Origin of the sequence: Segatella cerevisiae, from assembly GCF_024054555.1 — a bacterium.
Classification (GTDB): domain Bacteria; phylum Bacteroidota; class Bacteroidia; order Bacteroidales; family Bacteroidaceae; genus Prevotella; species Prevotella cerevisiae.
Genome location: NZ_JAMXLY010000008.1, coordinates 1 through 15655 on the forward strand (window position 1 = coordinate 1; position 15655 = coordinate 15655).

The window sequence follows — 15655 nt, forward strand, 5'->3', positions numbered from 1 at the left end:
TCTGAAAAGGAGACTTCTTGCTTCTGATTCGACATATCTAAAGGATTAAAGGGTTTATACTGTGGCAAAGATACAAAAAATCCCTTTTCATTCCCTTTGGCGAAAGACGATCATGTACGTTTCATATTCTTTTCTTATACATTGAAATATATCCTGACCCGCTGTTACACCATATCCCGATACGGAACTGCAAAAAATATCTTTGATGCCAAGAAATTCAAGAATATCAATAAGGCTTGAAGCAATGCTTTCATCTTTACTAGAATGACTAATAAAAATTTTCGGTGATTTTGAATATATATCCTTAGTGTCCATACTGAATAATCTAAAATCAATTTATTAATATTTGTACTTATATGTTATTGCAAAAATAGCAAATTTATTTTATAAATCAACACCATTCGTATTTATAATCGTTAGGTTCATTTTCATGAGAATGTTTTCTTTTCAAACCTTGAAATTTCTTGTTTGTTAATTCTCCTCACAAAGGAAAAGACTATTTCTATGGGAAGGCTATCCAAAATGGCATAGTTGATTACTGAAAGTTGCTTATCTATAAACGAATCTTCAAGCCCATCACCGCTAAACATGAATCTAAGTTTGAAATTCTTCGGTATAATATCGAGATATTGGAAGTAACGGTGTTTTTCAAAGGGGTTATAGAGAAAGGAATCTTCTGACAGTACATTTCGAAGGATCATCCTTGATAGTTTTACTTGTAATAAAGAATCGAGTCTATTTAATTTACATTTTGTGAATGTTTCCCATGTTGATTACCGAAGGCAATTACTAAAAATAGCGCATAGAGTAATGTCTACACGCTATGTTCTTATTATGTATCCTAACCGTATTATCGGTCAGGATACGAACCTGTCATATATCATGAACAAATATTGTTGTGGGTCAATGCATAGCGACCACCACCGGTGAATACCAATGCTAATGCCGGCAACAGATAGAGCATAGGCAATTCTAGTGCCCAACCGCCTTCTGGTGTCAGAGAGAAAAAAACTGGCAAGTGTGCCATTAAGATGGCCACAATCATATTAAACACGATTGCTGCTGCTGCCACACGTGTCCACGCACCTAGTATCAAAATCAATGCGGCTACAAACTCGATAAGGAGTGTTCCGTATGCTATGAATGAAGGTAATCCCATAGCAGCAAGCATCTGACCGATAGGTCCTACTCCATGTATTAACTTGGAGACTCCATGAAAAAGGAGCAATCCCCCGGTTGACAAACGCAGGACTAAAAGCCCCAGATCATTGTTTCTCAAAAAATCTTTTCTCAATTGCATAATTATTGTTCTGTTTAATTTATTAAATTAGCCTCTTCTATATTTTCTTTACAACTGATAAGTTGATTTGTCCTCTCAATATCTTGCTGAAGGACTCTCCTTCCTGAATGCTTGTCTTTGATAAGACATGTTTTGCCTTCAGCGCAGGACGCTGATTAACAATATCTTCCAGTTGTAATTTTAAAATATCCATGTTACCATAAGGACGAAAACAATCTCATACGAAGTTACCTTCTATTTGTTATAGGGTTATGATCTTCATATTTCGACTACAAATATACATATTATTCTTTGTAACTTCCAAGTCTTTTTGATAGTTTTTTGTCAAAAATATATCTTGAAGAAACCAATGTGCCTGCAACTTTTCGCATTTCAGTAGCACTTACGGATTTGTCCGGTTTCCTGAATACATGGCGCGTCTCTTTCCTGTTTTGAAATGTTTTCCTTTAACAAGCGACATTAAATATCAGAAATACGATCTTTTATATGTTTCCGCTTTCAGAGTTTTATCTTTTGAGAAAGTAAGGGTCGTAGTTTCGAGAAACAGAGCGCGCTGTTTCTCGAAACTTGACGTCCTGTTTTTCGAGAGCAAGTTTTGTGTTTTTTCGTCGAGACAGAGGAGTTCACGCTTACTGATGTTAAAGTATTTTTTTATCAGAAATTTTGGAATTTCAAATTGGAAGTCACAGTGATTTCCAATTTGAAATGGTGTGTTGCATATCGCGATTTTCGTGATTCAAACTTGAGCCACTGCATTTCCGAAATTGGAAGTACAGTACTCCTCAATCCGATGTATGTACTTTTCTTGTTTGGAACTGTACTCTCCCGCTCTTGATCCTCCTGGAAACTCTGACACTTGTTTTGTTTCTCGTCAACTCGCAGGCTCTGCTGTCATCTAATCTCTGTTCAGAAATTATACAATACCGTTTTGACCATCATCCGTTTCAGCTTCTGAAGCACAGTGTCTGTCGTTCTCGGTTTTTCGATACAAGTTCACGATCTTTCCCAAATGAAATTCCTCCACCCAGATACAGAAGTTATTGTCTTTTACCATTTCAGGAGAAAAGGTGATATCCGTTACTTCCACAACAGCGGAGTCTCTTTCCTTGTGATACCCTACTGCCAAATCCAGATATTTGAAACGTTTGGGCAAGAACGGGAAATGCCCGTTGTTATAATCATCCAAATAATAGATTTTACCCGGCTCTGTCACTGCAGAATCCATCGCAGGTGTTTTGTCGGCATTACGCTCCAGAAACCTTCCTGCCGTAGTGTCTTTGATCTCCCTGTATTCCACCTTTTTTGTTCCCGCTATGATTTGGTCAAAATATTTCTGCGAGATAGTCAGGTAGAGACAGTCCTCTTTTTTCGGCGACAGAGACAATGTGCTGTCCCTATCGCCGGACTTAAAATTTACGGATTCGTCTTTAACGAAACTGATGGTGAATGCCCTGCATCTGCGCTCTGCCTGCCTGATGGCTGCAAGAGAATAGCGGTCAGGTTTCTCGAACACGTCCAACCCTCGTGAGAGTTGTATCTTCCAACCATTGTCGAGGATAATCCACCGGTCATGGTCCGCCTTGAAGTCGAATGTAAACTCGATACCCAGAGGTTGAAGATCATTGGCGATACTGGTAAAGGCTTCTTCAGACTCAGGGATTTTGTCTTCCTCATTTGCCGTGCTCAGGTGGATGGAGAGTTCTTCGGGCGTATCACTGACTTCCCGAACAGTCTGAATAAGTTCCAGCAGGTTGTCGATTTGGAAGGGAGCCCGCACATAGGGGTCCACGATCTTGATCTTATGTGCCGTGCACAGGTAGTCACCTAAGAGAGATTTGTACGTGATGCCTTTCTGGTTCATTCTGATGGCGCGCATCCCCTCCCTTAAAATGGGTATTCTGGGACGAGGTGCTTTCCTGACATCCTCCGGTGCACTTGACTCCGGAGCTTCTGCAGATTGTCCTTCGGTCACAGGTTTTACAGTCTGTCCCGACAACGTCGGGTTCTCTACCTCCTCGAGAGTTTTGACCGATACCGTCTCTCCGCTTTTCAGATTGACATATTTGAAGATTGCCGGTTCAGCTAGGAATGTCTCGTCTATCTTATACAACTGATCCTTCACTCTTTTGCGTCCTTCTGCAGCGAAGTCGACCAGTTCGTAGGCCTCTTCGTCAGTCATGTTTCCGTCTGGGTACAAGAGTTTCATCATACCCGAGAAGGTCTTTCTGATGGCCAGGTGGTCACGCTCAGAGAGGGATCCGTCAAACTTGGCATAGTCATCCATGATGTTGGAACAGTCGGTGTTGCGCAAGGCATGAAGCACAGCGGCAATATAGTCTGTTATCAGACCATAGCCTTTTGAAAAACTTGCTTTCTTGAGCATCTTCACCTCCCAACCCGGGTTATAGAGATGGATACGGTCGAGGAAAGCTCCTTTGATGAAACTTGTCGGAATGCTCTCAAAGAGATGTGAATTGCGCATCATGAAAGGTACGGTGTGCTTCGTGTTGCCCACGAATACCATTGACGCACTCGCCTCATGAGTCGCCTTGCCACGATTGAAACTCTTGTTGGCAAGATAGTTCTGCATGGTATCTATCAGTACAGCGTCTACGCTGCGGCCTTTCTGTTGTTCGAACTCATCCCAAGCCACGACATCCCAGTAGCCTACGAGTCCAAGGATTTCCTTATTACCGCTCATCTTTACGAACAGTCGTGCCGAAGTCACGTCACCTCCACTTACTAGTACGCCATAAGGCGACAGTTCCTGAAAGACATGACTCTTGCCGGTGCCTTTGGGACCCAACTCCATGAAATTGAAATTGTTCTCCACATGAGGCAAAAGTCTGGCAAGGATGATCAGTTTCTCCCTTCTGTTCAAAATATCAGGATTCAGCCCCAAGGTATGCAGCAGAAGGTCCATCCACTCATCAGTCGTGAATTTCTTGCGCTGCTCGACATACTCGTCCTTGTCGACATGAGAGATCTGTATCGGTTTCAGGCTCTGTACCTCCCACCTCACCTTCAAATCCTCGCCGTGATTATAACCGAGAGTAACGATGCACCACACCCCATTGCCCGAGAGAAGTTTCGGGTTCTTCAGGATATATTCCGTGCCAATAGGCACCCTCGTCAGTCCTAGATTCGCAAAGGCAGCATGGTATTCGTCCTCTTTCTCGCTCAGCGTGGCAGTGACCTTGTCGATTACTCGATAGTGGCCGTTTTCCCGGATGATTCCTTTCACCCGTTCAGCATCGGCACGATGCACATAGTTGTTCTGGATGACAGTCTTCACCTTTTCCAGGCCATCCTTGATTACCTCCTCGTCATCGCTGGCGCAATACTGTCCAAGGAGGTATTCCAAAACATACGTCGGTACGGGTAGTCCTGATTTCACCTGAAAAGCCAGGTCCTTGCGTACCACCTTGCCTAAAAAGGCATCCATGATCTTTTCCTGTAATGTCATATCTAAAAGTCAAAATCGTTTTCTATTAAGGTATTGTTCGTCACGTTCTCCTTGATCAGAGGATTCATGTCATCGTTGATATCATAGACGATCAGTTGGAGCACTTTGGTCTCCACGTTCTTGTTGAGTGTCAGGTCAACCTGTATCTTCCTGTTGTCGAGGGACGGGTCACTCTTGTCGAGCGTAATGGTCTGCAGTTGCGTCACAGGCTCTTCATTGTCATATAGGGCAACAGTAACCACCCGCTCCTTCGTCTCCATTGATACCATATCCGTCTGCAGGAGTTTGAACCTGATACGTGAAGCCTGCACAGACAGGTTGCGGTCCAGAACTGTCACGCCTACAGACTGCTTGCTGTCAGTACGCTCCTGATGGCTGGCTATCACTGGGATAAGCATCTCCTGAAGGGAGGCGCCGCCGTGAGTGAACAGATATCCCCCTGAAGGCGCAGCGAGACGGTTAGTACCCTCAGGCACTGCTACGAAGACATCGCCGACGTTGGACATCGCCGATACTTCCGACAGCGGAAACTTCATGATCCCGGATACAGGGTTGTCTGAGTGTGTGAGGTAATAGCGTGTGCTCCGCTCCAGCGTTTTCTCCTCCACCTTATGCTTGTCTTTGTCGGCAAAGGTGATGTCATTGAACAGGAAACCGTGGTCACTCGTGACATACACCTCTGTCACATTGTAGGATGCGAGGATCTTCAGGATCATTGTCGAGAGTTCATCGATCGCTTCCCTGCAACTCGTTGCCACCTGCCGGGCGTTGCCTTCGTGTCCTGTCTTGTCGATGATGTCATGGAAGATGTACACTAGAGGGTGCTTGAATATTTCCCTGTTCTTGTCCAGATTATATTCTGCCACAGTTTCAAAAGGCACGCAGACAGCGCCTTCCTTGTATTTTTGAAGATGTTCAGAACGCTTTTCCGTCGTGGAGAGCACATGATCGTCCACTGACATGTCCTGATGGTCTTCCTGCCCATAGAGTTTCAGTTCTTTATAAGGTAACAGTGCCGGTTTGCAGTATTTGGTCTCTGTCGGGAGCATTGCGAGTGCCGGTTTCAGAGTAGCCACATGTCGGGACTTTGCGAGTGCTCCGGTCAGTTCTTGAGCCACTTCATAGCGCAGTGCGTCGCTCACGATGACCACGACCTTTTTCTGGAGAGGCTGAATACATTTCCTATAGAAATCCTGTTGCCGCAGCAGGTGTATACCGCTCATGCCGCCTGTCTCCTTAATGCAGCGTGTCCATTCCAGATTAAGGCGATTGCAGAACTTGCTGTAATAGAGATCAAGGTTCTTTTTCGCTTCTTGCACCGTACCGAACAGTTCGCATGAAGGGTCTATATTGAAATAACATTCCTGTGCCTGTCGGTAGAGTTGGTCGATCATATAGTAATCTTCTGTGTAACGCCTGACGTATTCGTCAGGGGAATCCAGTGTCAGGGATCCTACAGCGTCAACTTTCTGATACAGATGAGCAGCGATGATGGTGAAGTTCATCACCTTTGCCGTTTCATCGTGGTCATTATGCTTCAGGAGCAGGTCTTCCACCTTTTCAATCACCGCTCCAGGCTCCGTTTCAAGTTTCTGTTCCAGCAAGGTCTTTAATATCGGCAGACAGAGATGCCGTGGGACAAAATAGAAATTAGCATCGGTGCCGTACCAGCGTATCAGCTCGTCGTCGTGGATACTCTTTCCGAGTTTTTCGAAAAGTTGCATCAGGGCGTCAGCGCTTTTATCCGTACTGAGGGCCAATTCCAGAAGCCTGTTCATCTGTTGCAAGCCGAGACTGTCTGTGATGCGTTCCTGCTTGTAGTTGTCTGCATCTACCGGTGCGAGATTCTGGACGATGGCATTGTATTTGAATACCTTGATGATATCTTTCACCTTTTCCTCGGTATTCTCGTCGATGCCGACGCCAAAGACGGCAGTCAATTTGTCCTGAAGTCTTTGCTTGAGGATCTTGTTACGGAGAAGTTTGTTGTAAAAGTCCAGACTTTTCTTTTCTTCTCCCGGACAACTGAGAAAGAGGATTCTGAGGATAATGCTGTCCCACTCTCTGATCTGTTGTAGACCCAGAAAATTGCAGAGGAATGCCCTCACGCCTACATCTTCAGTAAAAGAATGGTCTGAAAAATAAGGTTGCAGCAGTTTCATCATCTTTGAGGATTGCAATTGCTGGACGTTCTCCTTCACGAATTGCATCATCGTTGCCGGCAGATCATGCTGTTGCATGAAAGAGGCATAGTCCTGACTGTGGTATTCCATATTAGCTGTGAGCACATCCATCAACGGGAATTTTTCCTGCAATGAAGGATTTTCCAGCGGTGAATACTGATCGAATGCCATTATCACTTTCTTGTCTGCCCACTCATGGTCAAGGCGATATTTTGTCGTAAACCAATCACCTTTGAATTCAATGAGTTTATAGCCTTTTGCCTCCCAATCCATCGTACGCAGTTCATCCACCAGAAAACTGTCGTGGAAGATGAACAGCACCCTCAGATCCGGGTTTTGCTCAAAGTAACCGATTATCTTATTTTGTATTTCTGTCATTTCACATCAACTCTTTTGAACCTATAGACCTTTCAGCCCTGTCACTCTATTCTGTACGCATAATCTGTCGGAAGTGTAAATGTCCCATTTCCTGCTTTTCATCCTAACAGAGACTGTTGCAATCATTTTAGCTTTGCCAAAACGTCTCCGAACTTGGCATAGTTCACCAGTACGCCGTCATCCAAATCAAAAGCGATTTGTTTGTCAGCTACTTCATGAAGACGGTCATGATACTCACGACATTCGGCAAACTGGCTCGAAATCTTGTCAAGTTTACGGCGTTCCTGTAAAGTGAATTTGTCAATATCCTTAATCATATCAAATGTTTTGTTCTTGAGCCATTCCATATAAGGCAGAAGGTATTTCGTACGGATGCGTTCAGCCGTGTAAGCATTCATGCGGTGCATATAGGCGATGCATTGGAATGCTCCGTTCTTACTACTGAAGAGCCAGTAGATAGGACGGTTCTTATACATCTTCTTGTGGTCTTTCCAGAAATCCTTCACGAAATAATCATCCAGAGACTTACCGAGAGCAGCCTCAATGGAATTCAGATTATCTATCAGATTCTCTTCGCCAAAGGCTGTTGCGAGCCATGTCCTAAAGCGCATTGTCGCATTGTCGCTGAACTCACTGTCAGCAGGCATCAGTGGAATAATGCCGTCATCATCCGCTTCATAGCGGGCGTTGGGCACTAACTTGTGGAATTCTTCCAATCCGTCTCCTTGATTAGCAAGGATCAGTCCCGGTCGATCAATGGAATATCTGCCCATCATACACCCTACAGCATAACTAATGAGTTGTTTCATTATGACATCATCATGCCAAACAATATGTTGCTTATTACTTGTTATATCCATTGTCCGTCTTATTACTTTTTTCACTTATTGCCAAATATTGTTGAAACCTACTGTTAGGATGATCTGGGATTGTCATTTTCAATTTTCCTTCGTCAATCATAGGTGTGATATACTTGTTTCGGAATTTTGATCGATTGCTATACCCCATATAGCTAAGAATAGCTGACAAAGAGCGAGGTGAAGTACAATAATCTAGCATTTTCTTATATTCTGTTTGACTAGGAACAAATCGAGACCTTGACTTGGTCCCACTTGACTTGGTCCCACTTGACTTGGTCCCACTTGACTTGGTCCCACTTTTTTCTATAGTGGTTTTAGCTATTACCTCAAAAACAGTAATCGTCTAAATATCCCCGTCCTATCACATGACAATATTTCTTTCATCGTGTGTCAATTTAATCGTCGTTTACCTTTCCTCATTTACTTTATCTATGACTTTATCAGCCCATTTTACTTTTCCTATTCTTCTCAGGCGTGCCACTTCCTTGTCGATATATTCTTTCTCCACTTTGTAGGTCGAGAACATGTGCAGGTGTCTCCATGTCTTCATTATCTCATGGATTTCATTGTAGCCCGACTTGTCTTTCCAAACCGCCATGACAACGGCGAGGACAACGGAAACAATTATTATCGTTCCCGCCACCCAACCAGTAAACAGTAATGGCATTACTCCGAGCCAAATTAATTTATTAAAATTGTTCATCACAAAATACAAAAGATTTATAAAATTATTATATCAGTTTTCTGTTGTAATTAAAAATATAGATACCTATTTTAACCAACTTATAAATACTGTCATCATCATCTGCACCAGTGGGTCAGATAGCCATTTTGTTTAGATTCTAGCAAATGCAATAATTTTTTTGTATTATCAGTATGTCTCCCTTCTTATTAATCTTTGATGCTTATCTCTCCTTGTTGGAGAATTGTAATTTCATTTAGAGGAACATCTGGTTTTAATTCATCTTGGAGACCATAAATATTAATGAACTGGCGATTTAATTCCTCCTCATTGTCGTGGAGCTGCATGAACTTTTCTGTCCACTCAGACTTATAACGATCAAGGCATTGCTGTAAAGTTGGAGTTGTAGTCTTTTGGGGATCCGAAACAGTTTGTTTCAAAGAGGGTGAAATGCCATCTTCTGTAGGGTTATTGTTAGTTTTATTGTAAGAGTTAGATTCAGATTCCCTGCTTTCATTTACAGTACTCTTTCCTTTTAATTCATGAAAGAGACGAAAAAACTCGTTTTCTTTAAAATCCCAGGAAGTTTCGTGAGCATCCCAATCTTGGTGAGATATTAAGATGCAAGTTTCTACTAAACTTTCTAAGTTTTTATTTTCCTTTAGAATAATAGGGATCTTTGTTATATCTCCAGCATTAATATTTAATGTGGGATTCATAATATCCATAAGAATATAAGCTACTTTAGAATTAATACAGCCTAATATATATCTTGTATTGACTTTGTCAAATGGAAACCAAGCATTCGAAGCTGAACTAAAAAGGTTTCCTTCGGGAAGGTATTTCATGGAAAGTTGTTTTGCAGTAATCGAGGACCAAAACATCCCCTCTCTAAGAATAAATTCATCATTAAAACAACCAGCCCTTACCTTTCCGTTTACATTGCGTGTTGTCCTAAGTTCATAGCCATCATTTTCCCATAAAACGGTATCTTCGATATTTCCATACCACTTTCGAAAATCACCCCCATTTGCAAAAGGAAGCCATTTTTTATTCTGTATTTTATAACTTGACCTTTTTAAATGAAGACCGATTTTGTTTAAGGAAACTTCTCTCCAATTCCTGACGTATAATCTATTAAAGCCTGTATACATCCCTTTTCTAGTTACTCCATAACTATTTAATGTGGGATTCTTAAATACCTTAAGCAGAGGTTCAGAAGCCCAATATCCTATAGGACAACCTGGTATTTCTTTAAATTTCTTCTGATCTATTTTTTTATAGAGGTTCGCTCCTGTAATAAATAACTGTTGTTTTTGAGTACAGTCTTTCCCTTTTATTAGCCTATAATATGTGCTTACGGAATAAGGTATTTGTTTGGTTAATACAAAGGCAACATTTTGAACTATTTCACCACTTAGTTCGTCAAAGGTATGGGGACCAAGATGGAGCAAATTGTCTATTTGTTCCGTTTCTAGCAGATGTGTACGTAATTTCTCAAAGGAGGATAGGAACATCCAACTTTGCATATTAATCATGCCATACTTGCCGTTTTTTGCCAGCAAGTTAGTTGATACATCCATAAATACGGCAAATAAATCTGCTTTTGAGTCTGGATAGTTATCTTTCACATATTTCGAAAGCACGCTATCGAACTTGCCACTTCCCATATATGGCGGATTCATTGCTAATGCCGAATATTGTTCGGTAAGGGCGAGAATAATCTGCACGTAAGGTATGATGGTAGAAATGTCTTCAGGTATCTTGTCCTGTTGTTCATATTTCTGCAAGCTCTGCAATAATACGCTGCGGGTGTGCTCAGAAATATCAAACTTCATAATGCTGCCCAAAGTATCTGCATTATCCATTAAGACAATGGCATGTGCTACGCTATCGAGTGTTGCGGAATCACCCTCTGCGATGAAGAATTTCATCTGCTTTTTGATGAATGACAGTTCGTCATCCTCATCTTCGGGCATATCTTTTCCAAATGCTTCGCAGAAAGGTTGAGGCATATCATATATCCGCGGCATTATTCGGGCATCAAGGAAATCCTTGTCTAAATCACAGGCTTTCATTAAAAGCGAGAAAGTGGCAAGTTGCTTGGCACGTGTGTCCAAATCAATACCGATGAGGTTCTTTCGGAAGATATTCTCTATCGCCTGTCGGCGACTGTAACCGTTCCTCGTATAGAGCAAGAAGAGAATATTGAAAAATTCATTAAGGATATGCCCGGAGCCACATGCTAAATCGCCTAACCGCAAGTCTTCCAGATCCTCAAAATGATAGATATCCTCCGGTTTGCGAGGCTCTATATCCACGAGATATTTCCACTGATCCTTTAAGTCTTTTTCAGAAGGATTGTTGTCAAGATACATCCTGCCGACCGTATTTTCTACCATATATTTTACGATCCAGTTGGGCGTGAATATCTGGGTAGCAGGCGCAATCTCGTCAGGATCATACTTGCCCTTCTTGGCAAATACCTCATCTTTGCGCTCGGAAATGTAGAACTGGTAAAGCCAGCCTATCAATTCTGCGGACTTATAGTCCTCATCTGTGATAAAATCGGTATGATTGAGTAGGTCGACATAACCACCGTCACGCAGGATATCTTGAGGCAGAAGCAGTTCGGTATAGTCGTTTATTGTCCCGAAGCAACGGTTGATGATCGGATTACTGTGACAGAATGCCACGATGAGCAAGGCAAACTGTTCATTGGTGCGGTTGTCATCTTCCAGGAGTTGCATGAGATGCTGCCGTATAGATTCCGGCATCTCGGGTATACGCCCCTGTCTGGCTTCAGATACGATAAGTGGAATAGGAATATCCTTGCTCTCATAGGTCAATACCGGTGCAATTAGTCCCCGCTTACTCATAATGCGAATGGCAATGAGTCTGTTGAACCATGTATAGGCAGCTTCTTCTTCCACATCGCGGACACTATGTTTTATAATAGCATGATTGAGTGACATCCACTGGTTGTAAAAAGTGGTAGAGGTGACTTCACCCATAAAGACAGCACCCCCTTCCATCTTTTGAGGTTTTTCAGAAGGTTTGCCTGTGCTGAGGTCGAAGCCCAGCCCTTCGAGGCGGTGCATGACCCCGGCAATCAATATGTTACGTGCTTCGGTAGCAAAGCGTTTCAGTCCTGATGTATCCATGTGTTTAGTTTACGATAATATCATTATTCCCTGTGATGAAGCGCATGAGTTGTTTCTTCAATGATTGCAAGTAGCGGTCAACATCTTCCTCCGTATGCATTGGTTTTGCGGTATGCGTCTGGAGATGTACGATCTTGCGAATAGGTTTTGGTGGCACAAAAGGCTCATGCGTCTCATCTTTGCTGGGAATAGGCGCAGGTTTGGGAACTGCTGCATTGATCTGCTGCAACTGTTGTTCATAGAACGCCGAAGTGTCGGCATTGGCTTTCAACGCATAGAAGTTCTCTGTATTTGTTTTCGAAGATATTGTGACATCACGACCGGCGAAGGCTTCTCTGGACACACCTGATTCCTTGGCATACTGTTCCAGTTCATTGAAGACCGCATCATATTTTCCTTTAATGTCAGATATAAGATTCTCTTTGCACTTGCCAATCTGTGCTTCCAGTGTCCGCTTCATCTTGACATAAGACTGCAAAGACTCCCAGGGGTGCTCATCTTCTTTGATCCGGTTCAGGCATTTGACTGTTTTCTGAAAATCCGGGCTGAGGAACGGAAATTTATCTCTGTTTTGGTCGAGGAAGTCAAAATTGTCGTGGTTCAGATCAATGAAATTGATAATATCCGTGTAAGTCTCGTACTGATCATGAAAGAATGTGCTGATGGTCTTGCACTGATCCATCAACTGACCAGCGGACTCACGGGCATCGATGATTGTTTCGAAGAACTTCTTATGCTCACGGATTACGGCCCACTGTTCCAGCAGGTCGACCGTCTTTTCCACAACATTCGTGAAAGGATGCTTTCCCAGAAGCCTCGAGAGTTTGCCATAGTTGTGGAGATATTGATTGAGTGCCGAATTGTCTTGATCGTGACATCTTTGGTAGAGTTCGGTACTGTCGTTGCTGCCGACAACAGTCATCACATTGAAGATGTGCTTCCAACTCTCGATGAACTTGTTCAGAGTTTCCTGAGGGATTGCCTTGGCTGGTTCGATGGTGAAGTGCGTAGGCTCATGTATGATCTTTTGAGCAACTTCTTCACGGCTCACGTCAGGATTATTGTTGTAGCTGAAGGCATAAAGGTGACGGCGGATAAGTTCATTGAGGTAGTAGACTGTAGCAGTATCTGCCCACCCATAGGGTTCTTTGGCAAACCTGAGAATGACATCTTCCACTGTATTATCATGCGGAGAACGCTCGAGATAAGCCTTGATCTTCTGTTCAGGTTGGGACAGCGGCGTTTCGAGAAGTTGAGGCTCCATCGGGCGTCTGATCTTCGCCGCCAAGTCGATATTAGTCTTCGGCGTCTCCGGGACATCCACCAGTTTTCCTTGGCTATAGAAGTGTTGCAGATGGAACTGGATCAGATGTTCGTAGCGTTTTTTCTGGCGGAATGAGCCTGTCTCTGCCGGTGAGAGGACATTCTGTCCTGATATGACCGGGCAGGTATCAAGAATGGTTTGGAATTTCTGCTTGATATCATTTTCATAGAGTTCTTTGCCACGCTGGCTGAAGATATCCTTCACACGCTGCCGTTCCTCGCTGACGGCATTACTCGAATCACCATAGAATTTCTGTATGCGGCAATACTCCAGAAACTTGCTGTTCAATTCTTTGTCGTTCTTCAACTGGGGGCTCATGAAGAATACCAGATTCTTGGCTTCATTGGTCAGAGCATACTGATATGGTGATTCCCTGTCCTCACTGGTGCTGGTAATAAAGCATACATTGACATCAGCGTTGTTGGACAAGTAATTACGGCCGTCTACGCTTGCCCCCACTTTGAAAGACCGTGTTCCGAAATTTTCCTTGTTGCTCAGTCCCCCGAAATAACGGAAGAAAAGCTCCTTCAGCTCTTCACAATAGGTGTTGTTGTCTACAGGTTGGTTCTTGATGAGCTGGGCAACCTTACTCTCCTCTTCAGTATAGAATTCGAATACCTCATTGCCGTTTGCCGTCTGGCGGTCTCTGATGACAGCCTTTTCCTTCAAAAAGTCGATAACTTCAGATACATCACTCTTGATGGCAGCTTTTGAAGCATCCATTTTGGTCATGAGCAGGGTGACGATATTATCAATGGTTGCAGAGAACTGCTGCTTGTCCTCGTCAGAGAGGTTGCATATCATGAAGAGTACATAGACCACCCGACGATAGAACGGACGTTTGCTCTCTTCCACTTGCTCCAAAGCCTGCCGCGCATTAGCCAAAGCGCGTTGTCCGAGGTGCTGCATAGAACCCTGGAACATGGCACCGAAGAAACTGTCGAAAGGGATAAATTCGCCCACATCATGTTCTGCCGTCTCCTTGGCTATGGAAAAGGTGATATTGATCAGCGAACGTTCGTTTCCTTTCACCTGTCTGTCCACATAGTCCAAGTTGACGAAGGAATCGAGGACCTTCATGATCAGGCGGAACTGATAAGGTACAAAAGGATAATAATCGGCAAAGTCCTTGGCATCCTTATAGGAAGAATAGGTCGTGGGCAGGATGAACTGTGCATCGAGCTTTGCCTTGTCTTTCTTGTACATTTCCTCCAGAAAGATTTCCGCCTCACCTTTCTTGTCGAGGATACGCTTCTGGGTGATATACTCTGGATTGGTCCCTTGAAGGGACGGCCTCACTTCAAACCGGCCCATGATCTTGCCATAGTCTTCACTTGCCTGCAGGATCTTGCAGGCATCGATGACTTCGGACAAGTCCTGCTGGGCTGTGCAGGCGAACCAGACCTGAGACTGGCAGACCTCACAGACACGGGTCACGATCTCCTGAAGTTGGAGCAGCACGTTCTTGCGCTGGTCGATAAACTGGCTGATCTCGTCTACGAGGAACACCATCCTGTAATTGGGGTCGGATTTCTTATCAATATATTCCTTCAATTCACTTGCAAAAGAATCCACACTGATGTTTACGTCATTACTCTTGATGCGTTCGCGGATGACATCGATGGAAAGTGAAGGATCAACCTTGGCAGCCATATCCAGAGCCAGGTCGAGTTTGGAGCCGCTGAACCTGTGGATATTGCGCTGCCAGTCATAGCCCTGTTCCTTTACATACCGGAGGAATGCCTGGTATTTACCATCGTCAGCCAAGGCTTTCTCAAGATACTGTGCCATCGCCAGATGCTCGTCATTGAAGCCCCGCATGCCATTGAACTGATTCCAGAACACCTGTGTGAAGACCTCGTCTTCCCCACTGTTGGCATCGTGTACAGTACCGACATTGAACATCACTGTCTCTACCTGCGCTTTGTCAGTATACCAACGTATGAGGTCATTCAGTTCACCCAATTCTACATCCAACTCGAGAGGTTTGCGCTCAGCAACAGCTTCTCTCAGGCGGTGGAGAGCCTCAGTGCCGTACTTCTTTGACAGACAGTAATCGAGGAACTTCAGAAAATGTGATTTCCCTGATCCATAGTAGCCGTTGATCCATATGCCTGTATGACTGCCCTGATTCTCACGGATATTAGTGAGGATATGGTAAAGATTATTGATGATCTCATTGGTGAAAACATATTCATTAATTTCTATTTTCACTGTCTCTTCATCCAGGTCGGAAGCTGAGACAGCAGGATTAACTTTTCTGTTGAGATCCCTGTTGTATAGGTCTTTGAATTTCAT

Annotated in this window: 9 protein-coding genes; all 9 read right to left on the reverse strand. The window is 43.5% G+C overall.

Features of this window, described 5'->3' with window-relative positions; all coding sequences use genetic code 11:
• Nucleotides 1-87: 87 nt before the first annotated feature.
• The 9 genes from NG821_RS03295 to brxC all read right to left on the reverse strand — a co-directional run bounded on the left by NG821_RS03295 (nucleotide 88) and on the right by brxC (nucleotide 15655).
• A complete protein-coding gene (locus NG821_RS03295) occupies nucleotides 88-315 on the reverse strand; it encodes a hypothetical protein (RefSeq protein WP_252760242.1) in 228 nt (75 codons plus the stop codon).
• A gap of 565 nt (nucleotides 316-880) precedes the next feature.
• Entirely contained in the window at nucleotides 881-1300 is a 420-nt protein-coding gene (locus NG821_RS03300; protein ID WP_252760243.1) for a DoxX family protein, read from the reverse strand.
• Between the two features lie 913 nt (nucleotides 1301-2213).
• Nucleotides 2214-4766 (reverse strand): BREX system Lon protease-like protein BrxL, encoded by a 2553-nt coding sequence (brxL, locus tag NG821_RS03305; protein ID WP_252760244.1) that lies wholly within the window; start codon nucleotides 4764-4766, stop codon nucleotides 2214-2216.
• Nucleotides 4767-4768: 2 nt separating this feature from the next.
• Nucleotides 4769-7327: a BREX-1 system phosphatase PglZ type A gene (gene pglZ, locus NG821_RS03310; protein WP_252760245.1), complete on the reverse strand. Its 2559-nt coding sequence runs from the start codon at nucleotides 7325-7327 to the stop codon at nucleotides 4769-4771.
• A gap of 122 nt (nucleotides 7328-7449) precedes the next feature.
• On the reverse strand, nucleotides 7450-8136 hold the full coding sequence (locus NG821_RS03315; RefSeq protein WP_252760246.1) for a BREX-1 system adenine-specific DNA-methyltransferase PglX: 687 nt from the start codon (nucleotides 8134-8136) through the stop codon (nucleotides 7450-7452).
• A gap of 34 nt (nucleotides 8137-8170) precedes the next feature.
• Nucleotides 8171-8386, reverse strand: coding sequence for a Fic family protein (locus tag NG821_RS12670; protein WP_394802051.1), 216 nt, complete (start codon nucleotides 8384-8386; stop codon nucleotides 8171-8173).
• Nucleotides 8387-8593: 207 nt separating this feature from the next.
• The gene (locus NG821_RS03320; RefSeq protein ID WP_252760247.1) at nucleotides 8594-8854 is read right to left on the reverse strand and encodes a hypothetical protein; all 261 of its coding nucleotides are present in this window, start codon (nucleotides 8852-8854) and stop codon (nucleotides 8594-8596) included.
• A gap of 224 nt (nucleotides 8855-9078) precedes the next feature.
• Nucleotides 9079-12033 (reverse strand): BREX-1 system adenine-specific DNA-methyltransferase PglX, encoded by a 2955-nt coding sequence (gene pglX, locus NG821_RS03325; protein ID WP_252760248.1) that lies wholly within the window; start codon nucleotides 12031-12033, stop codon nucleotides 9079-9081.
• Nucleotides 12034-12037: 4 nt separating this feature from the next.
• On the reverse strand, nucleotides 12038-15655 hold the full coding sequence (brxC, locus tag NG821_RS03330; protein WP_252760249.1) for a BREX system P-loop protein BrxC: 3618 nt from the start codon (nucleotides 15653-15655) through the stop codon (nucleotides 12038-12040).